Below are 21515 nucleotides of genomic sequence, written 5' to 3' on the forward strand. Positions count from 1 at the left end.
TTCGCCGGGTGGCTCGCCCGGGGGTCGGTAGGTCACCCGATGCTTGAAGGAGTCGACTACTGGGAGGAGTTGCACGATTCGCCCTCCCAGATGGAGACCTGTATCGCGATCTTCGCGAACGTCCTCGAACTGGATGAGCAGGGGGAACCGGTCAACGAGAAGCACGCGGAGCGCAGGGCTGCAGTCTGGCTCTACCGATACTGCACCGGGGAGCTTCCTCAGGGGGAGCCGGACATCGAGCCGTGGGAGTGCCGGCTCTACTGACCGCTAAGGGCGAGGTTGCGCAGATGGGAGGTGCCGTGCCTCGCGTGCTGCACTCCATCACCTCCGAGGCGGCGGTCGCGCAGGAGCTTCCAGGTCTTCAACCGGGCGGAAACGTGCTCGACGCAGGCGTGGACCTGCTGGTGGGACTTGTTGTGTGCCTGTCTCCAGTTGGGCAGATCCTCTCCCTCGGGGCGCCGCTCCGGAACCACGAGCGCGGAACCAGGGCAGCCGCCACCGGCGATGGTCATCGTGTTGCCGACGGCAGTCTTCGCACCGGACTATGCCCAGGCACGGCAGTCGCTGCGACTGCCCGGCAGCGATCTGCGGACCACCACGACCAGGCGGGTGTCGGCGTCGATGGCCACCTCGTGGTCGGGGGAGAAGCGATGGTTCTTCGACTGCTCGGCCACCCGGTGGTCCCGAGTGGGAACCAGGGCGCAGTCCACGGTCGGCGCCGCATCCTTGGCGAACCGCTGCCGGGAATGCAGCGCAAACCTCCGGTCGAGGTCGTCGCTCACGCGGCCGCGGCCGACTTCGACACCCCGAACAGGGGGACCAGTTGCCGCATCGTCAAGATCGTCCGTAGGTACGTGGTGTCCAGCAGCACCCGGTCCTCCAACGACAGCTTCCACGGCCGGCCCCTGCGCGGAGAGCCGGCATCCCCGCGACGCAGCGCGATCACCGACGTGGCGGAGATGCGAGGGCTCGGACCGGTGAACGGGGCTGTCCAGGACGGCTCGGACGCCGTGATCACGCCTGACACGGTCGAGATCATCGCAGAGCATGATCACCTGCGGGACAGCCCTCAGCGCGGGCGGATCGCGGCCTCGATGTCGGCGAGATGGGCGGCGAGGATCCCTTCGAAGGCGGCGTGGCGATCCACTCCGAGCGGGCGGACGTCGCGGGCGAAGTGGGCCAGCGTGGGGAAGCGTTCGGGGTCGGCACCGAGTACCGCGACGCGGAACAGCTCCAGGCCCTGCTCATGCTCGTCCGGGGTGATGGTGCTGATTCCGGCCTCGGAGGCGATGAGTGCGGAGAGGAGGACGGCGAGCCGGTGGTAGCGAGCCGGGATCTCCTCATCGGGTAGCCCTGACGCGCGCAGGGCCTGCAGCACCTCTTCCATGACCAGTCGGGAACCGGCACCGCTCGACGCGTACCGTCCCCAGACCGCGGCGAGCTGGGGCTGCCGGCCGAAGGCATCTCTCAGGCGCATGGCCAGGGCGGTGATGCGCTGGTTCCAGTCGCCCTCGGCACGGTAGCCGTCCATGGAGGCCAGGAGGATCCGGTCGGCGACCAGGCGCAGCAGTTCCGTCTTGCTGTGGAAGTGCCGGTAGAGGCTGGAGGAATCGGTCCCCAGCGTCGCGGCGAGCTTGCGCACACTGAACGACTCCGTGCCGCTCGTACGCAGCAACTCCGCCGCGGCCTCAAGGATTTCCTCGGTCGACCAACGCCTGCGACCTGCCATTTCCGCCCCTCTCGTCGGACTCAGTCTACCTATGCACTCACTGTTGCACGCACCGCGTGCATAATGGAGACATGAGTGTGCCGAGTGACCCGGCAGCAGACGGGCCGCCGTGCCGCGCATGCCCCGTCACCCGGTCCGGGTGACAGTCGTGGGGTCGCCCTGAGGCAATGCGAAAGGACGCATGTCGTGAGGAACTCACTGGATTGTGCGGCGCTGGATGCCGCCATGGAACACGTCCACCGCGCCGGGATGCCGGGCCTGTTCGCCGAGGTACGTGACGGCGACCAGGTCTGGCGCGGTGCCGCCGGGGTCGCCGATGTCACCACCGGACGCCCTGTTACCGCCGACATGCGGCACCGCGTCGGCAGCATCACCAAGACCTTCACTGCCGCAGCGGTACTGCAGCAGGTCGAGAGCGGTCAGATCGAGCTCGATGCACCGATCGGCCGCTACCTTCCGACGCCGGTTCCCGGAGAAAGCGGTGACACGACAACGGTCCGGATGTTGATGAACCACACCAGCGGACTCGCCGAGTACCTCCCGTATGCCTACCCCTCTCTCAAGGCCTTCCCGGCCCTCGCCGACACCGGGCCTCAGAGCCTGGACGACCACCGGTTCACACGGTTCGATCCCACTGAACTGATCGAGATGGGGGTCACTGCACCCGCCGTCGGCGCCCCAGGCGGTGCACCGGGGATGTACTCCAACACCAACTACTTGCTCCTGGGTCAGCTCCTGGAACAGGTGACCGGTACAACGGCCGAGCAGTACATCACCCGCAACGTCATCGAGCGAGCCGGGCTCCGGGACACCGAACTCCCTGCCGGGCCATACGTCGACGGCCCGCATGCGCGACTGTACGAAGCGTGGTTCGGAATGATCGACCCGCCGCGTGACTACAGCGAGTACGACATGTCCTGGGTGTGGTCGGCGGCCTCAGCGATATCGACCGTTGCGGATCTCAACCACTTCTACGGCAGGCTGCTGGCGGGGGAGGTCGTCAGCCCGTCGTCACTGGCGCAGATGCAACGCACCGGCCCGGTCATCTCCCAAGAAGGAAGGACGATCGACTACGGCCTCGGCCTGCACCCGATGGACGGGCCCGGTCGGAGCGTCTTCTGGGGGCATGGCGGCACGGTCTGGGGCGGTGGGACGCTGGCCATGACGCGTGCCGACGGCAAGCGGCAGATGGCGGTCGCGGTGAACCTGCAGAGATGGAACAGGCTTGACTCCTCCGGTAGACCGCAGCCTCATCCCATCGATGACGCACTTGCGGCTCTTTACCGCGTGGCGATGCACGGCTGACCGGGTCGGCTGCTGGCCCCCTGGGCCACGACTGCGCGCGCTGAGGGTGACGGCGCGGCCGTCTGCTCGTATCGCGTACCGCTCCCTGGGAACGCTTCGTCCGTCCCGGCGTGCGCGCCCGCCCGGTGTGGCAGGGCCTGAGCGGTCGTGGTGCTGCTGGGCGCGCGGGATGGATTGAAGGCCCGGCCTTGGTCAGGGGTAGCAGAGGACGGTCGTGGACACGCGCTCGAAGCGTGGTGTCGCCAGGTCGTCGCGCTGGATTACCCAGTGGACGGTGGAGCCTTCCCAGTTCTTCACGTTCCGGCCGGCATGCCAGTCCGCGAGACCCAGTCCGCGGAGTCGGCCGAGACCGGCCCGTCCCAAGATCCCGTCTTCAGCGCGTCGACGACGGTGGCGACGGCGACGGGATCGAGATGGACGACCTCCTCGTCTGCGGCACCGCCGATCTGGAACGCCTCCGCAGGAGCGATGTCGTCCGGTGTCTGTCTCCGGACCTCGACCAGTTCCCTGGAACGGGGCCCGGGAAGGGCCGCGGTCCATGGTTCGGCCGGAAGCTCGATCGCTGAATGCTGGGCGAGTGACACGTCGACTCCGGCGCGCGGCGGACAAGGGCGCCGACATCGACACAGCGGCCTCCAGGTCTGTCGGCAACTGCATTCACCATGCTGTCGACGGAGCTTCTTCAGCGGCTGCTGGTGGAACCGGCCCCCGGCTGAACGCAGGGGGACGGTTCGCTGCGGGCGGTTGTGTGGATGCGCGGCCAGAGGGATGGCTGTAGCCCGGGTGGCAGGTGCGAAGCGCCGGGCCACTGGGCGACCAGGGCTGCGCCTTCGGTGCATTTCCGGCCATCCGCTGCGTCGAAAGGCAGCCGCAGAGGAGGAGTGGCCGCGTGGCCGTGCGTGCGTTGACCGAGGTTCGCACCTGCTGCGGGGAGTCCATGACTGTCACACTGCGACGTACTTTGTCGTCTGCTTGGGGGGCACTTCGAGGATGAGGGAAGGCCGGAGCGTGACCAGTAGAGACCCCTGGTTTGCCTGGCGGACTAGGGCGTCGGAGTTGCGCGGTGAGCCGGAGTTCGTCTTCAGGGGGCGAGACCGGTCGTGCACTGAAGACCAGTGCCAGGCCGGGCGGTGATGCTGACCGATTGCCTTGATCGTTGTCGCGGCCTCTGTCGGCCGGTTCGTCGGATGACGTACCCGTGACCGGGGCGATTGCCCGTCCGTACTGGCAGATCTCGGCCGCAGGTGGCGCAGGTTTTGGTCCAGCACCTCAGCCTGTCCTGCAGGGTTTCGAGGACTTGGCAGAGGGGTCGGGCTGAGTGTGGACTACTGGGTCGAGCCGCGTGAGGGTAAGGGATGCCTGGGCGACGGTGGCAAGGGTGGCGTGTAGTCGTATTCGATGATGCGCCGGAGCGCGTCAAGGTCGCGCAGAGTTCGTCTGCCGTCATATGTCTGGAGGACTTGTGCAACGTGGCGAAGTCTGGTGGGTCCAGTTCGACGAGCGGAGGCTGGTCGTACTGCTGTCGGGTGCCGACACGACCGGGATCTGGGTGATGCAGGTCGTGGCTCCGGCGGGCGTCGACATCAGCGGTTTGGGTGTCGAGGTGACGCTCGGCGCCGGCGAAGGGCTGCCGTTCGAAGGCGTGCTGCGGTTCGCGTTCCCGCGTCCAGGCTTTACGCCGTGCACATGGCTGACCACTGTGTCCCGGGACGACCTGATAGAGCGGGCGGCCGTGCTGTCCTCCGCGAAGCTCGGCGAGATCGACGACGCCCTCCGACTGGCTGAGGAAGCGCATGAGAGGACCCCGGCCACGACGGCGAAGCTCAGCCGGATCAGGGATGGCCTCCGTCCCGGTGAACTCGGGTAGACGGTGTAGGGGCCGACGCCCGCGAGGGCGTGCGCGATCTCGAGCGAGATGACCGACGCCGCCCGTCCGGAACACCGGATCACAGGCTCCCGCTCCTTCTTCAAGAGCGGCAACCTCCGTGCGGCAATGGCCCTTCCGGGCTCCCGGTGCGCGCCTTCAGTCCGTCGCGGACGACTCTCGGGCGCGCATCGCGGACTCCGTGGCCGTCCAGGTGCTCCAGCATGCGGCAGGTGCCCCACCAGGATGGCCGTCAGTTCCGGCACCTCCAGGTCCCGTCGCACCACACCGGCCTGCTGGGCGCCGTCGAGGAGCGCGATGAGCACCTCACGCAGTGCATGCCCGGCTTCGGATGCGGCGGCCCGTACGTCGACTCCCGCATCGGCGAGCGCCGCAGCGAAAGCGTTCTTGACCGGAGACTGATGCAGTACCAGGTCGAAGAACGCGAAGAGAGCGTGCGCGGGCCCGGTCTCGGTCATCAGGCGTTGCCCCTCCTCGGCCAGCCGTTCCAATCGCCGGACGAGCACCGCTTCGAGCAGGGCTTCCTTGGTGGGGAAGTGCCGGAACACGGTGGCGATACCGACCTTCGCCTCCCGGGCGATCTCCTCCTACGGGATGGCACGTGCCTTCGTCGGTGGGACAACAGCGTCGACGCACCCGAGCGCGAGGTCCCGTGCAGCCCCAGCCGCCTCACACCGTGTCATCCCCCTGAGCCCGTGGCTGAAGGGATAGTGCGATGGGCAGCCAGCCTCTCCGTGGGACGGTTCTCCGAAACGATCAGTAAGGGACAAGAACCAGGGTGTGCGTGCCGTGATGTGGGAGCGGTTCAGCCGGGGTACGGCTGAACGACTACGGGCAGGCCGGGATGCCATGCATCCGGCGGCCCTTGGCCTGCCACAACAAACATCACAGCGTCGGTGCCGCCCCCATGGACCCGACTGCGTCCCGTGCCTGTCAGAGCACCATCGAGGCTCTGCTGCCAGCATCCCCGCAGCGCATGAACTCATGGAACATTCCGCAGAGCCCGAGGTGGCGCAAAGGCGCGGGGCGTCCGTGGGTCACGTGCCGCAGGTTCCCAGTTCGTGCAGTGTCAAGGCGGAGGCCATGGCGGAGACGACGTGGCTGTCTGCCGTCGCGGATCACATCAGGTGACCGAGGCCGGGCGACGATTCCTAGTGCTGTGACCGGGAAGGTCCGCTGTCGGCTGTGCGGGTCCACCCATGACGTCATCGGGTCGTGAAGCGGCGGTAGAGGTTGCGGGCAACGTGCACGCCCGGGCCGCCGAAGCCGACGATGTCGACGCGTCCGTCACCGGTGATGTCGGCGAGGAAGCGTGGGTGGCGGTCGACCCGCCAGCCACCGGCTTCCTCGTTGTATCCGAAGCCGCGGCAGACCATCTGGGCCTTCTCGAACCCGCCGGCGCCATCATTGTGCGACACCCAGACCCCCTCGTCGCCGAAGGCGACGATGTCCGGGGCGCCGTCTCCTGTCACGTCGGCAAGCACTCGGAGGTGCCTGTTGCTCGACCACCCCTGGGCTTGCCCGAAGTCGTTCCGCACGAGCTTCGCGGGCTCGAATGTGCCGTCGCCCCGTCCACGGGAGACGACAACGCCTTGAGGACCGAATCCAACGATGTCCTTAGGCTCGCCGCTGATGGTGCTGACCAGGAACCGCGGGTGCTCTGCAACGGAGTCCCAGCCCTGGCCGACCCCGAAGTCGTCCAGGACGAAGAGCGGCTCGCTGAATGCACCTTCGTCGTCCTGGAGGGACACCCACACGCCGTCGTCGTGGCAGCCGACGATGTCGAGCCTGCCGTCACCCGTGGTGTCGGAGAAGAAGCGGGGGTGCTTGCCGAGGAGCCAGCCACCCGCTTCGTCGCTGTGCCCGAATGCTCGGAGAGCGGGTTCGTCGCCGATCGGTGTGAATGCGCCTTCGTCGTCCTGGAGGGACACCCACACGCCGTCGTCGTGGCAGCCGACGATGTCGAGCCTGCCGTCACCCGTGGTATCGGCGAGGAGACGGAGGTGCTTGTCAGCAAGCCAATTGCCGGCTTGCTTGCCGTGGCCGAATGCCTTGAGGACCGGATTGCCGACTGCGAATGTGCCTGCCTTGTCCTGTGCAGACACCCGGACACCCTCGGCGGCCAGCACGACGGCACTGGGAAGGCAGCCCTCGCCCGAGAGGCGGGCGAGAGTCCACAGGTCCGCAGGACTCGCAGAGGATGCGGGCGGGTGCAGCACCCGTTCGTCGTCGAACGTCCCGTCCCCTCTGCTGGGTGAGGTGACAGCGCCCTTCGCGGGTTTGAGGCCGACGATGTCTGCCTTCCCTGTTCCGGTGGTGTCGGCGAGGAACCGTTCGCCCAGCCCTGCCCACCACGATCCCTGTCCGGTGGGGCCGAGGCTCGGCCTGACGGGCGTCCATCCGCCGGCGTCCTGGTCGCTGCCGAACTTTGCCAGGACCTGCAGCACGTTGCTGAACGAAGGCGTCGCGTCGGCCGTCGGCCGCAGCGAGGTTCTGGTGTGGGCCAGATGCCAGGACTGCCGACTGTTCCAGTGGCTCAGCGGCGCCCAACGCAGTGCAAGGTCGCTGGTGCGTTCCGGCTCCGCCGGCACGAGGCGCCACCGCTGGCTCTGTGCGCTGTCGTCGTACTCACCGAGGACGATCCGGGTGTTGTCCGTTCCTGGCTCGGCGAGGTCGAGGACGTTTCCGTCGGCCGCGTCCTCGATGAAGTAGAGGCCCGCTTCGCCGTCGACGGAGACGAGGCGCCACTGCTGGCTTTTCTTGTTCGCGGCGGCGTCCCACTGGCGGATCCCGCGGTCCGAGGTGGCGGGGTTGTCGAGCACCTTGCCACTCGACGCGTTGCTGATCACATAGGCCGGATCATCCTGCGTACCTTGCACGGGAGTGAACAGCCAGTGTTCCGGGCCCGGGCCGTTCTCGGGATGGTCGCGGACGACGAGTGCCCCGTCCGGGCTCGGCACGGCCTTCGCGCCGAGGGGCTGCCCCGTGGCGGCGTTGACGATTTCCAGCTTCAGTTCTTGCGTGGGCACGGGCATCGTGATGCCTCTTCCAGGCGAGTTGGAGCGATGACTTGGGACGGCTGCGGAGTGGCAGGGGGATCAGGTGAAGACGTGGTGGTAAGGGACGTTCCACTCATTGGGCAGCCGCGGGTAGAAGGTGTTGATGACCGTGCCGGTGAAGTCTCCACCCCAGTTGTAGGTGAGCCGCACTTCGCTGTCGGCAGTCACGGCGTGGTCCTTGAACCCGAGAATCGCGTCGGGATGGGTGATCGGTACGAAGGTGATCCCTCCCCACGGTGTCACCGTGACGACCCAGAGCTGGGTGTCCTCGATTGCACCGTTCTTGCCCCGCCACTTGTCGCCGACCTTTGCGGGAAGGCCGACCTGGACCGTGTCGGCTGTGCTCTTGGGGGCGTCCTGGTGGGCGGTGATACGCCTGCGCTGCGGCTTCGGCGTGCCGTCGTCCCCGCGTCCGCCGTCGGTTCCGGTCGCGTCGCCGGGTTTGGGTGTCACCTGGCCTGCGGCGCTTTCGATGTAGTAGAGCGGGCGTTGTCCGAAGAAGCCGCCAGGGGTGATGTACCAGAGGTGGCCCTGAGCGTCCTTGGTGGCGGGGTCGAGCGCGGTGGCGAGCTTGACCCCTTTGTCGTGGCTCTCCTCCTTCAGCTCCGCCGGACGCAGATAGCCGCCGTTGAAGGCGTGGACGAGCATGACGGGGCGGTTCTCGACGAGGGCCGCCACGATCGCGTTGTCGTAGCTGTTCACCGCCACAGGGCCGCCGACCACCAAATTCGACATTGCTGTGCGTTCCTGGGTGTACATCGCGGAAACCTCACTTTTCATCGGGAGAGCAACGTTTTGGGTGCTCGGGGCACCGGTTTATCACGATGCAATTCAGAAACCTCAATCGTCCATCATTGAACAGTCCGTGCAAGCGAATATTTGACCGGAGTAAATGCCCTCAAAGCGGCAACGTTCGAGGTCGCACCGTATCCGGCAGGCCTTGATGTGTCATCGATCGGGTGATCAGGGAGGGCGGCAAGGTGTGATCACCCGATGGAGTGCGCAACGTAGATATTTCTTCTCGGGCGGTGGCGGCGCTGATAACTTCACTCGTCGGAACACGTGTGCAAAGACCTGGTTCCATTTCATCGAGCGCGGTTTCGGCCAGATCAGTCGAGGATAGAAATTGCCTTCCAACGCGTACAACCTGGAACGGGCCAAGCGCCAGCCGCTGACGAAGAAGAACCTGCGGGAGCTCAACATCGAGCAGACCTGGCAGTCGGTCCTGGAACACCCCAACCTGGTCTACGTCGACGACTACGGGGTGCGGCACAAGCCCGTCGGGTTCTCCGTCAACAAGTCGAGCTTCGGAGCCTTCCCCGGAACGGCGTTCCAGCTCGGGTGGCTCGCCTACATGAACCTCGGGGAGCCGCTGATCGAAGAGCGGCGGAACATTGCCCAGCCCCCGCCCGACACATTCTCCTCACGCACCTACGTCAACCGCAGCCAGTCCGAGATGACCTTCACCGACGCGGTCGACTTCACCGTGTCCAACGGAGCCACCTGGTCGCTCTCGGGGGACTCCAAGCTCACTTTCGGCGGCAGCCTCAGCGCGCAGCTCCAGCTCCAGCTCCAGAGCAAGCTCGGTCTGAACCTGCAGACACAGCTGGGAACCCAGCTGAAGAACGAGATGGCGAACAAGAACGCGAACACGGTGACGAACAAGAACAGCAAGGACAGCGTGGGGGTCGACAACGCCAACACCGTCGACACGGCGGTGACCAACGGTGCGACGAACTCCGCGTCGGCCTCCATGGCCGGCTCAGTGGATTTCACGACCACAGGCAGCGCTTCTGGTACCGCTGCGCTCAACGCCGCCCTGGCCCTCGGCATCGCGGCATCCGTCGGCGGATCCCTGACCACCAGCTGGGCTTCGAAATCGCAGATCTCCGGCAAGGTCCCACCGGGTGCGCGCGTGGAGACCATCGTCACGCAGCGCCGTGCCCACAAGCAGTACTCCTATGAGATCCCGGTGACCTTCTCAGGGCTGCTCGCGGTGAAGTACGACGTGCCTGTTGCGGTTCTGTCTCCGCCCCAGAGCGGGGACTTTCCCGGGCTCGACCTGTTGGTGGCCCGCGACATCGCCGACCTCGATCTGGCGGGCGGCGGCTTTCGGATGAAGGGACTGGCCGAGGTCGTCTCCGCTCTGGAGGTGCACCACACGATGTTCGACGGCGAGAGCCTGACCGACAGCGACCGCGCACCGTACAAGCAGCCCTGACCCGGCGGGCAGCACAGCCACGACGAGAGGTGACGACCATGGTGTTCAACAACATTTTCGGATCCGCAGGAAAGGGCGCAAGGCTCTTCTCGGTGATCTCTGACCGCGACAAGGATCAGCCGGGGGCAGGTGTCGACTTCGAGGACGCGGACGATGACACGTACGACGACCGCAGCACGAGCCTGTTCGCCAGCGGGATCCACGGCGCCTCGAACCGGGCGAAGGTAGTGCAGGAGCAGTCCCCCGAAGCGAGGGCCGTCCTTGGCTTCCTCGGATCCTTCATCCAGATCACTCAGTCGTCCGCGGACGAGCAGGCCGCCTACGCGCAGAATCCCGGCTCGGTCGCCACGGCCGCCGCCGCCGGCATGCAGGAGTCAAGCACGACTGTGACGGAACACGGCGATCTGCAGAGGGACGAGGACCTGGAGAAGCCGAGGAGAAGCGACTTCAAGGCACCGAAGGCCCCTGCGGCCCCCAAGGCCGAGGAGCCCCCCAAGGCTCCCAAGGCGACGGCCGAGAAGCCGTCGGACGCCAAGTAGGCCGACATGACAGAGGGGTCAGGGACGATGTGCCCCTGACCCCTTTGCCATGCGTCACACGGGGAGCAGTTGCCACTGCCGGTCGCGGTGGTCGCGGTGCGCGCCGTACTGCCTGATCACCGATGGCGCGTTGGTGTCGATGCTCAGAAGCAGGCCGCTGTTCCGGTTCGCAATCTCGTACACCCGGGGAGTGTCGGTTGCCGGGCCTGTGGGGATGAGCCGCCACTGCTGGTGGGCCGCTTCGCTTCCTTCGTAAGCGCGCTGAGCGGTCACGGCCCTGTCCGTCGTCCCGCCTCCGACGACCTCCAGGACCTTGCCGCTGCGGAGGTTTTCGATCCGGTAAAGGACATCGCCGTCATGCTGACCCGTCGCGATCAGCCGCCACCGCTGATGCTCCCTGGGCGAGGCGAGAGACTGGTGAATCTCAGCCCCTTCCTTCGTGGACTCACGCAGAACGCCCATCCGCAACTTGCTGCGCGCGTTCGCCCAGGAGACCACCGTGCCCGACTCCGGCAGCCCGGCCATCTTCTCTGACGTGATCTTCCTGATGCGGTTGTTCACGTGGTCGGCGATGTAGAGAGTGTCGATGCAGTCCACTGCGAGCCCGAACGGATGGTGCAGCTGGGCCGCTGCGGGCGGTCCGTTGTCGCCGCCGAACCCCGCGGTGCCCTTGCCGGCGAATGTAGTGATCACGCCGTCCGGCGCGACCTTCCGGACGCGATGATTGTTGTAGTCGGAGATGTAGAGAGTGCCTGCGCTGTCCACCACCACCCCCAGAGGCAGGTTCAGCTTTGCCGACACTGCGGGACCACCGTCGCCGCTGAACCCCGCGCTGCCCGTCCCGGCGACCGTGGTAATGATCCCGTCGGCCGTGACCTTCCTGACCCGGTGGTTGTCGCCATCGGTGATGTAGAGGGTGTCTTCGCTGTCCACCGCCACGGCGTACGGTCGCCTCAGCTGGGCTGAAGCCGCCGGACCGTCGTCGCCTGTGAACCCCGCCGTTCCGGTGCCCGCGGCGGTGCTGATCTTCCCGTCGGGGGTCACTTTCCGGATGCGGTGGTTGTTGTGGTCGGAGATGTAGAGGTGACCGGCGCTGTCCACCGTCACCCCCAGCGGATAGTTGAGCCGGGCAGCGGTGGCAGGGCCTCCGTCACCGCTGAACCCCGCGGTGCCGGTCCCGGCGACCGTGCTGATCGTTCCGTCGGGTGCGATCATTCGGACCCGGTGGTTGGCGGCGTCTGTGATGTAGAGCGCGCCCTTGCTGTCCACTGCCACTTCGCGGGGGCAGTTCAGCAGGGCGGAGGTTGCAGGGCCGTTGTCGCCCCGGTAGCCGGCCCCGCCTCCAGCGACCGTGTTGACCTTGCCATCTGTGGTGATCTTCCGGACCCGGTGGTTGTTGTAGTCGGAGAAGTAGAGGGTGCCCGTACTGTCGAGCGCGATTCCGTACGGGCGGTTCAGCTGAGCCGACACGGCTGGTTCACCGTCTCCCTTGAACCCCGCCGTTCCGCTCCCAGCGACTGTGCTGATCGGGGAGGTGGGGGCATCGGTGCTTGTGCTGCTCATCGTCGTCCCTTCATCGTTCGCCAACCGCGCTATACCGGCGGTTATCACCCAACTCCACCACGACACAGGGGTATCCGGATGCGGAGATCACTTACGGGTTCTTCTCCGGCGCAGGTTGACGAGACACCGCCTGTTGCACGCGCGAGAACTGGGTACCTCACATGACTTGTTGCAGGGCCCGCATGGCGCTTCCTGGTGACTGGGTCTCTCCGTGGGTACCAGCGCGCCGCGAGGTTCACGCCAATTGCTGGGTCGGCCGGAGTGACCGGTGGCCTGGGAACTGTCGCCGAAGAGGACTGCGGCAAGGGCGGTTCCCATAGCGTCTGCGCATCCGGCCTTCCCTGCACTGGATCAGCCCCGGCCCATTCGATCAACGTGACGAACGCGGGTCGGCGCAAGGGCACCGAAGTGGTCCAGATCTACGCCACGCTGCCCGGGGTGGCAGCGGCGGAGCCACGCCGTCTGGTCGCCTTCCACAAGGTAACCCTGGACGCCGCGGGTTCACAGCGGCTGACCCTCACGGCCGGTCCCGGCACAGGACCTAGGAGGGGACTTGACGGGTCCGAATCCTGTCGGCCGGGGCAAACACGGCTCGAAGATCGACCTGATCACAGAACGGTCCGGTCTGCCCATCTCCGTCGGAATCTCCGGGGCCAACCTGCATGACAGCCAGGCCCTGATCCCTCTCGTGAAGGGCATCTGGCCGATCTGCTCGCGCCGTGGCCGACGGCGGCGCAAGCCTGGCACTGCCGACAAGGGCTACGCATGCAACCAGCTGCGACGATGGGTACGGGGGCGAGGCATTGCCCACCGCTTCTCCCGCAAGGGAGTTGAGTCCTCACAATGCCTGGGCTGCCACCGCTGGACCGTGGAACGCACGACGGCATGGCTCGCTGGATGCCGCCGCCTCCGCCGCCGCTGCGAGCGCAGAGCCGACCACTTCCTGGCCTGCACCCGCATCGCCTGCACCCTCATCTGCTACAGCAGGCTCGCCGAACACGATGGTCTCCAAGCGCTTGCTCAGCCTATGTCAGTCGAAGTTACTCGTCGGTCACCCGGTCTGTCCGGAGTCCGAGTCTGTGATCCAGCGCCCTTCGGCGGAGTCGTGCACGTACGCCGGCCTCCCCTTGGTCCCGCTCGTGCGGAACGGCTGCCCGCCGTCCGTGATCCGCACCGTCCCCGTACGGCCCCCGGCGCTCCACTCCAGCTCCAGGTACCAGCGGCAGTCGCATCCCACCGTCCGCGCGGAGACCAGCAGCTCTTCAGGGTCGGAGGAGGTGACCTTGTACGGGAAGGAGACGGCCGGGATCCTCCGGACCTCGGCGCCGGAGGCGTCAAGGCCGTCGACGGGCCTCGCGAGCGGGCGCGGCCGGTCGAGGTCCACGGCGAAGTGGCGCGGGGTGACGGCGCCGCCACAGCCGTTGTCCATCCGGTACGCGTTCCACGGCAGCGGCGCGGCGCGGTCGACCACGCGCACGTGCAGGGCATGAAGGACGACGGCGTCGGACGGTGACCGGCCCTGGACCGTGATCCGCACCAGCGCCTCCCCGCCGTGCACGGCACCGTGCGTCCCGGCCCACGCCCCGGAGTCGGCCGCGACCGGCGGCGGGGCGACCGCGCGGGGGGCCCGGTCCACGAGGTAGGTGTGCCCGCAGCCGCCCTCCCAGAGTTGGGAACCGATGCTCCAGGTGAAGGGGAGGGGGATCGCGGTCCGCCCTGGAGCGCTGTAAGCGGGAGCGGGGGCGGAAGCCGTACGGGTGGGGTGGCCGAGCAGGGTGGCGGCTAGGGCGAGCACGACGAGGGCGACGGCGGCGGCGACGAGGAGGGGAGCGGGGGCGCCACGACGGGGGCGGGCGCGGTCCGCCTCCGGCGCGGTCGGGTGCGGGGCGGGGCCGGGGCCCGGTCCCGCCTCGGACGGTTCCGGGTTCGATTCCGGCGCGGCCGACACGGCCGGCACAGGCGTGGGCTCGGGCGAGGCCGCTCGGCGGCGGGCGCGGTCCGCCTCCGTCCAGGCCGCCTCCAGGGCCCGCCGTTCCTCCTCGTCCGCCCCGCACAGCAGGGCGAGGCGGTCGACCACGGCGAACTCCTCCGGTACGGTCGCGCCCGAGCAGTAGCGGTGGAGGGTGGACGCGCTGATGCTCAGCCGTCGGCCCAGCGCCTCGTAACTCCTCCCGTCCCGCGCCTTCAGCGCGCACACGAGCCCCGCGAACTCCTCGACGGCGGCGTCCTTCGGCATTCCATCCCCCTCGACTCTGCGTCCCATCCTTCACGTCCTTGCACGTCAGCGGGGGTGGAATGGTTCCGGGACGGCTGGTGGGCGCGTGATCGTTGCAGCGGGCGGGCGCCGGCCCCACGCTGGTCGAGCACTGACCGAACGAACGACCCGACGGGGGATCCACCACCATGAACAAGCTCCGCACCACACTCGCCACCGCAGCGGCTGCCGCACTGGGCCTCGCTGCCCTCGCCACAGCCCCGGCGCAGGCCGCTGCCCAGCCCGCCTTTCTCGCCGCCTCCCAGATGCCGCCGTCGTCGACGCCGTGGACCGCCACCCAGGTCTTCACCGGCGTCCCCGAGAACGGTGGCGTTCTCTGCGCCCCGTACAAGATCCCGGCGCAGAACACCCGCTACCGCGAGTTCAGCACCGAGCTCGACGCCAACGGCGTCCAGGTCACCACCGTCGCCCGTACCGAGGCCGACGCCGTGAAGCTGGTCGACACCCTCCGCGGGGCCCTCGCCGGCTGCGGCCCCCTGCTGGAGCAGCAGAACCCGGGCCTGCAGGCCGTCAGTGCCTCCCACGGCAAGCTCGCCGTCGAGGAGGGCGCCTGGGTCTACAGCCTGGACACCGCCGACCCGCAGATCGGTATCTCCGACATCCACCTGTTCTCCGTCGGCCGCGACGGCCGCACCGTCACCCTCGTCCGCTGGGGCCGGATGGGCGACCTCGCGGACGCCCCGCTGACCGCCTTCCGCACCACGACGAAGACCGCCGTCAACAAGCTCCACTGACCCGGGGGCTGACCAGAGCTCGACAGCGGCGCGGCCGGAACCGGGGCGCGCCGCTGTCGAGCCCACCTGCTCCGCCGGCGACGACCACTTCCCGGCCTTCACCAGCATCGCCTGCACCCTCATCTGCTACCGCGGACTCGCCAAATGAGATGGTCTCCAAGCAGGCGGGGAACGGCCCGCGTCTCTTGTTCCGGCACCACGGTCGCCCACGCGGTGACGTCAGATCACCCCGGAGCCGCCGCGTTCACCACGGCTTGCCAGCGGCTCCCGGCTGCCGCTATCGGGCGACTCGGGCCTTGCTCGCCACACCGGATCCAGAGTTGTCGGATCCCAGAGGCTCGCCCTCTGCGGCGCTGCCGGACCGTCACCGAGTGAACGCCGTCGCTAGTGCGGAACCCGCCTCACGCCGGGCTGTTCTGCTGTCGTCGAAGGGGTGGCGGACGAACTCGTGGATCATCCCCGGATACCGGGACACCGTCACCGGGACGCCCGCCTTCTGCAGGCGCCGCCCATACTCCTCGCCCTCGTCGCGCAGCGCGTCGAACTCGGCGGTGATGATCAGGGCCTGCGGTAGACCGGTCAGGTCGGACGCCAACAGTGGGGAGACGCGGGGGTCCAGCTTGTCCTGTTTGTTGGTGAGGTAGTTGTCCATGAACCAGTGCTGGGCGGCGCGGCTGACGTTGCCGAATTTCCCTGCGAAGGCCTGGATGCTGTGGTTGGTCCTGCGGAAGTCGACGTCCGGATAGATCAGCAGTTGGAAGACCAGTGCCGGGCCGCCGAGGTCGCGTGCGAGCAGTGCGACGACAGCCGCCAGATTCCCGCCCGCGCTGTCGCCGCCGACAGCGATCCGTGCAGGGTCTCCTTGTATGTCGTCCGCGTGCTCGGCGACCCAAGCTGTGGCGGCGAGGCAGGCCTCTGGTGCGACGGGGAACTTGTGCTCGGGAGCCAGCGGGTATTCGACCGAGACCACGACACAGGTCGCGGCATTTGCCAGGCTGCGGCACAGGCCGTCATGGGTGTCCAGGTCGCCCACGACGAAACCGCCGCCGTGGAAGTACACCAGCACCGGGAAGGGGCCGGTTCCGCTGGGAGTGTAGATGCGTACAGAGATCGGGCCGGCCTTGGTGACGATCCGTCGGTCTTCGACAGCCGAAATGGTTTCCGGCTCGCCCAGGAGGGCGATCTGCCGACGCCAGCCCTGTCGCGCCTGCTCAGGGGTGAAGGTGTGCAACTCGCCGACGTTGGCGGCGGCCAGGCGGTCCAGGTAGGCCTGGACCTGTGGGTGCGGGGAGCCGAGTGGTGCTGTCGTGTCAGTCATGCGTTTATGCTCCGACTTGAAGCTAGGTTCAAGTCAAGGAGGGCTTTCATGACCCTGCTGGATATTGCCGAGGTGGCCGAACGGTCCGGACTGGCGCCGTCGGCGCTGCGTTACTACGAACGGCGGGGCCTCATCGCCTCGGAGGGCCGCAATGGCCTGCGTCGCACCTTCCGCTCCGAGGTACTGGGCCGACTGTCCCTGGTCGCATGTGCCCGTGCCTCGGGTTTCACCCTCGCCGAGATCGCCCGATTCCTGACCGCAACCCCCGACGACACCGAACTGCGCGTTCACTTGGCGGTCAAGGCCAAGCAGCTGGACACTGAGATCGACCGGCTCACCCGTATGCGCGACAGTCTCCGCCACGCCGCCGTCTGCACCCGTTCCCCCCTGGTCGAATGCCCCGAGTTCAAGCAAGCCATCTCCGACGACCCGAACAGCTGACACCAGCTCCATAACCATCGCCCTGCGGATCGCGCAAGGGCCTGCTCGCTGCCGGCTCCCTGGGCTCTGGGGCCATGCTTGCGACCTCGTCGCGACCGGATGTCAGAGAGCACCGCGCGGACCGCGCCCTGCGACGCGCGGTCCCACCCTGGGCCAGCTGCGTCACCTCCTGGTCGCGGCGATCAGGACGCTGATGCCGCTGGAGTCGCAGAACGTGATACCCGTGAGATCGAGAACGAGTTGCTGCCCCGGGCACAGCCTGGGAAGGGCGCCGCGAAATTCTGGTGCGTGTCGTGGTTTAGGTCTCCGGCGATCTCCATCACTGTGCCGGTGGCTGTGGCATGAGTGCTGACAGTCAGTTGATTGGTCACATCTGCTGCTAACCGGGCAGCAGTGGCGCGTGCATGGCGTCATCGTCGTTCACGCTGGCGAAGGTGCCGAGGAGGTCACGGACCGTTGTGGGGGAGAGGCTACGACTGAAGTCGACGTCTTCGGCTTGTACTCGCTCTACTACCAGCAGGAACTGAAGCACATCTCGGCGCACCACGGTGACCGCGAGGAGGGCGAGCGCGTCCCCCTGGCCGTCTGCCCCGCACGTCCTGGCGGACTTCGGCGCTCGGGAGCCGAGTAGCGGGCCTGCGTGGAGCACCCGCGGCGGCCGGCGGGTGGTGCGGCACAGCGAAGCTCCGGTGGTTCGAGGCGACGTGGATGTCGCCCCGACCGGAGCTTCGTTGCGTTCACGACGGGACGGGTTCCGCTCCGCGGACCTGCCGTGGCCTGCGAGCTCAGGCAGCCCGCGGACCCCTGGGCGACGGGGGTGGGCGAAGCTCACGTCGACCGGCACGTGCCCGCCGGCGGGAAGGCTGAGCAGCCACTCCTGAACGTACATCCAGGGGAAACAACTAACGGGAGTCCTGTCCGACGCTCCATCCACTGTGCATACCTGTGCGGAGGACGTGGGCCGATGACGCTGCTACTTCGCGCCGATGGCCGCAGCCTGTGTGCGGCATCGTTGCAGCGCTGCATCCACCTCTTCGTGGTCTGTGCGGTCCTGGCCGGCCAGGAGTTCGCCAGCCGCGTTCATTGCTGCCCAAAAGTCGTGTGGTGAGCCGCGTCCGTCCCGGAACCGGGTTTTGGAGAAGTAGAGGAAGATCTTCGTGAGCTCCCCGGTTCGAAACCACCCTAGGAGGCCGCCGGGATAGCCTCCGTGGGCACCAGCAGCGGTTCCCAGGAGATCGCGGATGCGCTCCTCGTGTTCGTCAAGTACGCGGTCCACGATGAAGATGTGCCCGAACCTGAGGAAGAAGGCAAGGTCCTCCTCCTCACCCACCGCGAAGTCTGCGAAGAGTGGCTCGACCTCGCGGAGCCGGGCCTCGGCGTCAGTCCGGGGCACACCCAGGGCCAAGCACACGGCCAACAGACAGACACCCCGTGTGCCGGTCCTTGCGGCCAGCTCGGCGAAGACCTCCTCGTCGCTATGCCCCGCGGCGAGCATCTCCTTCGCCTCCAGAACCAGCATGCCCTCGCTCTCCCTGTGCCCCATGGCGCGAGGCTACCGCGAAGGTGCGATGGCCGAGCCGGCCGTGCTTCCCTCGCTCACCGGGCAGCACGAAGCTTCCTCGGCCAGCGGGGTGTGAAGCGCAACAGAGCCGGATATGCCGGCCGGATCGGCTTCCAGTTCAGCCAGAGCTGTGTGCAGAGCCTGGTCGGCTTCGTCGGCGCGTTGCAGACGAGTAAGACCAGGGCGCAGCGCCCAGGCGTGGAGTTGGGCGCGCCAGCCCGGCCGGGGGGAGGTGGGCGCCGCGTTCGGCGTGTGCGAGGGCGGTGTCGTAGCGGCCGGTGGTTCGGGCGACCCTGCTGTGTGCGCCCCACGCCCATGAGGTCGGGCGGATGTCGCCAGTGCGTACGCCCCAGGCTGCTGCTGCGGACAGATGCGTGCGAGCTCCGGGCACGTCGTCCAGTTGGAATGCCAGGTTCCCCAGGAGCGCCGATGGCCGGCCGACCTGTCGCTGGATGTCGCCCCTGTCCGCGGTGCCGGCGTCGGTGCCGGCCTGGAGGACCGGGGGTGAGGAGCTGGCTGCTCGGGGCTGGGAAAGAAGATCGTGGCCGCACAGCCCTGCATCAGTGCCACGGTGTTCGGAGTGCCAGGGTCCTGGAACTCTATTGGCCGGGTCGACCGATGGCGCGGCACGCTTACTGTCATCGGAGAAGGACGGCTCCGCCTTCCACGAGACGAGACCAGACGGTATGAGCACGCATCCGTGTGAGAGGGGCGCCGAACTTGCGCGCCATGGCGTCGGCCGGCGCCGAATATGCTCCTGCGTCGCCCTGAGGCTGCGCCCATGTGACAGTCGGCGAACCTCCTTCCGAAGCCAGACCCCTCACTGAGTTCGGCCAAACTCTGCAGTGGCCCGCCTGCGCTCTTCCAGCACGTGCGTCGCGTCCAGTCACCACGGGCCACGGGGCGTCGATGCGCCGCCGTGCAGGTCACCGAGTTCGGCAGGGGCGTAGCCAACGTCGGACAGTGTGACAGATGTGGGATGCAACGGTTTCGTCGTCGTCTCGCCGTTTGTGCCTCCAGTGCCAGACGCAACTGTGCCTCCGCCACGCGGCCTCAAGTCCGCCTGGAGAACCGCTTTATGTGGAGCCACCGAGACTGGCCGACCGTTGTCAGCGGGAAGCATCGCGGCAGCATTGTGCAAGGTCGGTAATGCGCCAACAACGGCGTGACGGTCTTGACGCAACCCGTTGAGGTGCAAATGATCTTCACGCAAGATCCACCCAGTGAAGAGAGAAGGCATCATGTTTCGTGCCAACATAATGCGGTCTGCCGCGGTTGTGACCGCTGTGGCCGCAGCCGGGATCCTGGCGACGGCCGGCCCCGCCAGTGCTGCGGCAGCTTCCCCGAGTGCCGTGTGCGGCTCTGGCTACTCGGTCATAGACTCCAAGGACCTGGGTCCCGCGGTTATCTACCTGACCTACAACAGCAGCAACGGTTACAACTGCGTCACAACGATCTTGGACTCCTACGATGGCGGGGCGATGTGGATGGGTTCTTCCATCCAGAAGTCCGGCGGCAGTGAGCTCAAGGACTACGGGGGGTACACCAGGTTCGCAGGGCCCGTTTACGTGTCAGCGCCCGACACCTGTATCAAGTGGGGCGGCGGCGTCCAGGACGTCGTGTGGAAGAGCGGCTGGGAGCACTGCTCCTGACGTACCCGCCAGGAGCACTGCCACCTCCCACGGGCCGGTGGCAGCGCATCCTGCAACATCACGGACACAGCACGTCCCACCGAGCGCACGCTTGCCCGGGACGCGTCGGGACGAGCCGGTGAGGAGCTCTGCCACACCACCCCCCCGGCCGCGCGGAAGCGGGCAGCGCAGAGACGGCCCGTCAGGCCTGAAGGCTGTTGCAGAAGGGTGGGTGTGGGCAGGCCGGGATGGCGTTTGACCTGCTGGTTCAGCGTGTCATGGCGAGGTTGTGCAGGGTGGCGACGGCTTGGACGGCAGGGTGAAGGCCGCCTCCCTTCTGGCAGCGTTCTTCATGCGGGCGAAGGTGTGCTCGACTCGGGCGCGGACGCGTCGGTGTTCGGCGTTGTCCTCCTCCTGGCCGCGCAGGAGTGGGCGTCCGGCTCTTCTGGGGTGCGGGGCGATCAGGCCGGTTTCCAGGTAGGCGCCGTCTGCGATGACCGTTGTCCTGGACGTGACGGCGGGCAGGTCCGGTTCTCGCCAGGCGGGGGCGTCGGCCTTGTTCCCGGGGACGGGGTGGGCTGAGGCGATCACCAGGCGGCTGTCCGCATCGATGATGACCTGCACGTGCGCCGAGAACCGACAGGTGCGGGAGGACGCGGCGACCCCACGGTCGCGGACCGGGACCAGAGTTCCGTCCACGGTCCACAACCGTTCGACGTCCGCGACGGGCCGCGGTGCCGGCTCGATCGCGAGGAGCGGACGCAGGCGATGGATGACCCGGCGGGCGGTGGCCGGGGAGATCCCGAAGAGCGGGGCGAGCCGGCGCATCGTGAGGTTGGACCGGTGGTAGCCGGCCACCAGGAGGACCCGGTCCGCCAGCGGCAAGCACCACGGGCGCCCTCCATCGGGACGGTTTCTCCCCGCTCCCGTACTACCTTCACCAACTTCTCGAACCGGCCCATGCGCAAGCCGATGAACATCTCCACCCACAACGGCTCGGCCCGCAACACCCCATCCATACACGAGGAATGCCCTATCCCAGGTGTTCTGCAACAACCTTTAGGTCGTGTATGGAAAGTGCTGTTCGCGGTGGCTGCGGGCAGCGCTGGATGCACGAGCCGCGGGTACGCGCCCCCTCCAGTCACAGAGTTGAACACGTTCAACGAGTCTGGCAAGGTGTCTTTCCACGGCCCGCTCCTATCGGTTGGCCGATACGGGCTGAGGGTGGGAGGTCCTGGTGGCGGGCGGAAGCAG

The 21515-nt window shown here is 67.5% G+C and carries 17 protein-coding genes and 4 pseudogenes; 9 read left to right on the plus strand and 12 right to left on the minus strand.

Annotated features, from left to right (window positions below; translation table 11 throughout):
- The first annotated feature begins 39 nt into the window (after positions 1 to 39).
- Positions 40 to 264 (plus strand): hypothetical protein, encoded by a 225-nt coding sequence (locus ACFC51_RS20040; protein WP_376375213.1) that lies wholly within the window; start codon positions 40 to 42, stop codon positions 262 to 264.
- On the opposite strand, the pseudogene ACFC51_RS20045 reads toward ACFC51_RS20040, so the two are convergent.
- Positions 258 to 1027, minus strand: a pseudogene (locus ACFC51_RS20045) (transposase family protein). The gene ACFC51_RS20040 and the pseudogene ACFC51_RS20045 sit on opposite strands and share 7 nt — an antisense overlap.
- Positions 1028 to 1069: 42 nt before the next feature.
- Positions 1070 to 1729: a TetR/AcrR family transcriptional regulator gene (locus tag ACFC51_RS20050; protein WP_376375210.1), complete on the minus strand. Its 660-nt coding sequence runs from the start codon at positions 1727 to 1729 to the stop codon at positions 1070 to 1072.
- 186 nt (positions 1730 to 1915) lie between these two features.
- On the opposite strand from ACFC51_RS20050, the gene ACFC51_RS20055 reads away from it, so the two are divergent.
- Positions 1916 to 3034, plus strand: coding sequence for a serine hydrolase domain-containing protein (locus ACFC51_RS20055; protein ID WP_376529937.1), 1119 nt, complete (start codon positions 1916 to 1918; stop codon positions 3032 to 3034).
- 293 nt (positions 3035 to 3327) lie between these two features.
- Here the strand turns inward: ACFC51_RS20055 and ACFC51_RS20060 are convergent, their stop codons facing one another.
- Complete coding sequence (locus ACFC51_RS20060) at positions 3328 to 3618, minus strand: hypothetical protein (RefSeq protein WP_376375207.1); 291 nt, start codon at positions 3616 to 3618, stop codon at positions 3328 to 3330.
- 878 nt (positions 3619 to 4496) lie between these two features.
- On the opposite strand from ACFC51_RS20060, the gene ACFC51_RS20065 reads away from it, so the two are divergent.
- Positions 4497 to 4901, plus strand: coding sequence for a type II toxin-antitoxin system PemK/MazF family toxin (locus ACFC51_RS20065; protein WP_376529939.1), 405 nt, complete (start codon positions 4497 to 4499; stop codon positions 4899 to 4901).
- A gap of 293 nt (positions 4902 to 5194) precedes the next feature.
- On the opposite strand, the pseudogene ACFC51_RS20070 reads toward ACFC51_RS20065, so the two are convergent.
- From ACFC51_RS20070 to ACFC51_RS20080, 3 genes and pseudogenes are all read right to left on the minus strand, one after another.
- Positions 5195 to 5467, minus strand: a pseudogene (locus ACFC51_RS20070) (TetR/AcrR family transcriptional regulator); the annotation flags it as partial.
- Between the two features lie 657 nt (positions 5468 to 6124).
- On the minus strand, positions 6125 to 7954 hold the full coding sequence (locus ACFC51_RS20075) for an FG-GAP-like repeat-containing protein (RefSeq protein WP_376529941.1): 1830 nt from the start codon (positions 7952 to 7954) through the stop codon (positions 6125 to 6127).
- Positions 7955 to 8017: 63 nt separating this feature from the next.
- On the minus strand, positions 8018 to 8737 hold the full coding sequence (locus ACFC51_RS20080) for a hypothetical protein (RefSeq protein WP_376375193.1): 720 nt from the start codon (positions 8735 to 8737) through the stop codon (positions 8018 to 8020).
- A gap of 367 nt (positions 8738 to 9104) precedes the next feature.
- Between ACFC51_RS20080 and ACFC51_RS20085 the strand changes: the two genes are divergently transcribed.
- Positions 9105 to 10199, plus strand: a complete 1095-nt coding sequence (locus tag ACFC51_RS20085) for a hypothetical protein (RefSeq protein WP_376375190.1) — start codon at positions 9105 to 9107, stop codon at positions 10197 to 10199.
- 38 nt (positions 10200 to 10237) lie between these two features.
- Positions 10238 to 10738 (plus strand): hypothetical protein, encoded by a 501-nt coding sequence (locus ACFC51_RS20090; RefSeq protein WP_376529943.1) that lies wholly within the window; start codon positions 10238 to 10240, stop codon positions 10736 to 10738.
- 54 nt (positions 10739 to 10792) lie between these two features.
- Here ACFC51_RS20090 and ACFC51_RS20095 read toward each other — a convergent pair whose 3' ends face one another.
- Entirely contained in the window at positions 10793 to 12301 is a 1509-nt protein-coding gene (locus ACFC51_RS20095) for an RICIN domain-containing protein (protein ID WP_376530072.1), read from the minus strand.
- Between the two features lie 541 nt (positions 12302 to 12842).
- Between ACFC51_RS20095 and ACFC51_RS20100 the strand changes: the two are divergent.
- A pseudogene (locus ACFC51_RS20100) lies at positions 12843 to 13298 on the plus strand (IS5 family transposase); the annotation flags it as partial.
- A gap of 54 nt (positions 13299 to 13352) precedes the next feature.
- Here ACFC51_RS20100 and ACFC51_RS20105 read toward each other — a convergent pair.
- Positions 13353 to 14537, minus strand: coding sequence for a helix-turn-helix domain-containing protein (locus ACFC51_RS20105; RefSeq protein ID WP_376530074.1), 1185 nt, complete (start codon positions 14535 to 14537; stop codon positions 13353 to 13355).
- 167 nt (positions 14538 to 14704) lie between these two features.
- On the opposite strand from ACFC51_RS20105, the gene ACFC51_RS20110 reads away from it, so the two are divergent.
- Positions 14705 to 15310 carry a hypothetical protein gene (locus ACFC51_RS20110; RefSeq protein WP_376529945.1) on the plus strand — a complete coding sequence of 202 codons (606 nt, stop codon included), beginning with the start codon at positions 14705 to 14707 and terminating at the stop codon, positions 15308 to 15310.
- A 364-nt stretch (positions 15311 to 15674) separates the two neighbouring features.
- On the opposite strand, the gene ACFC51_RS20115 is transcribed toward ACFC51_RS20110, so the two are convergent.
- Positions 15675 to 16628 carry an alpha/beta hydrolase gene (locus ACFC51_RS20115; RefSeq protein ID WP_376529947.1) on the minus strand — a complete coding sequence of 318 codons (954 nt, stop codon included), beginning with the start codon at positions 16626 to 16628 and terminating at the stop codon, positions 15675 to 15677.
- A 48-nt stretch (positions 16629 to 16676) separates the two neighbouring features.
- Here ACFC51_RS20115 and ACFC51_RS20120 point away from each other — a divergent pair, with 48 nt between their 5' ends.
- Positions 16677 to 17069: a MerR family transcriptional regulator gene (locus ACFC51_RS20120; protein WP_376375179.1), complete on the plus strand. Its 393-nt coding sequence runs from the start codon at positions 16677 to 16679 to the stop codon at positions 17067 to 17069.
- 162 nt (positions 17070 to 17231) lie between these two features.
- Here ACFC51_RS20120 and ACFC51_RS20125 read toward each other — a convergent pair whose 3' ends face one another.
- Together ACFC51_RS20125 and ACFC51_RS20130 are read right to left on the minus strand one after the other, a co-directional pair.
- Positions 17232 to 17483 (minus strand): STAS domain-containing protein, encoded by a 252-nt coding sequence (locus tag ACFC51_RS20125; protein WP_376529949.1) that lies wholly within the window; start codon positions 17481 to 17483, stop codon positions 17232 to 17234.
- Positions 17484 to 18042: 559 nt separating this feature from the next.
- Positions 18043 to 18612, minus strand: a complete 570-nt coding sequence (locus tag ACFC51_RS20130; protein WP_376529951.1) for a hypothetical protein — start codon at positions 18610 to 18612, stop codon at positions 18043 to 18045.
- Between the two features lie 1505 nt (positions 18613 to 20117).
- Here ACFC51_RS20130 and ACFC51_RS20135 point away from each other — a divergent pair.
- Positions 20118 to 20282: a hypothetical protein gene (locus ACFC51_RS20135; protein WP_376529953.1), complete on the plus strand. Its 165-nt coding sequence runs from the start codon at positions 20118 to 20120 to the stop codon at positions 20280 to 20282.
- A gap of 247 nt (positions 20283 to 20529) precedes the next feature.
- Here ACFC51_RS20135 and ACFC51_RS20140 read toward each other — a convergent pair.
- Positions 20530 to 21280, minus strand: a pseudogene (locus ACFC51_RS20140) (transposase).
- Between the last annotated feature and the right edge of the window lie 235 nt (positions 21281 to 21515).

The sequence above is a fragment of the Streptomyces sp. NPDC055962 genome (assembly GCF_042270185.1).
Taxonomy (GTDB): domain Bacteria; phylum Actinomycetota; class Actinomycetes; order Streptomycetales; family Streptomycetaceae; genus Streptomyces.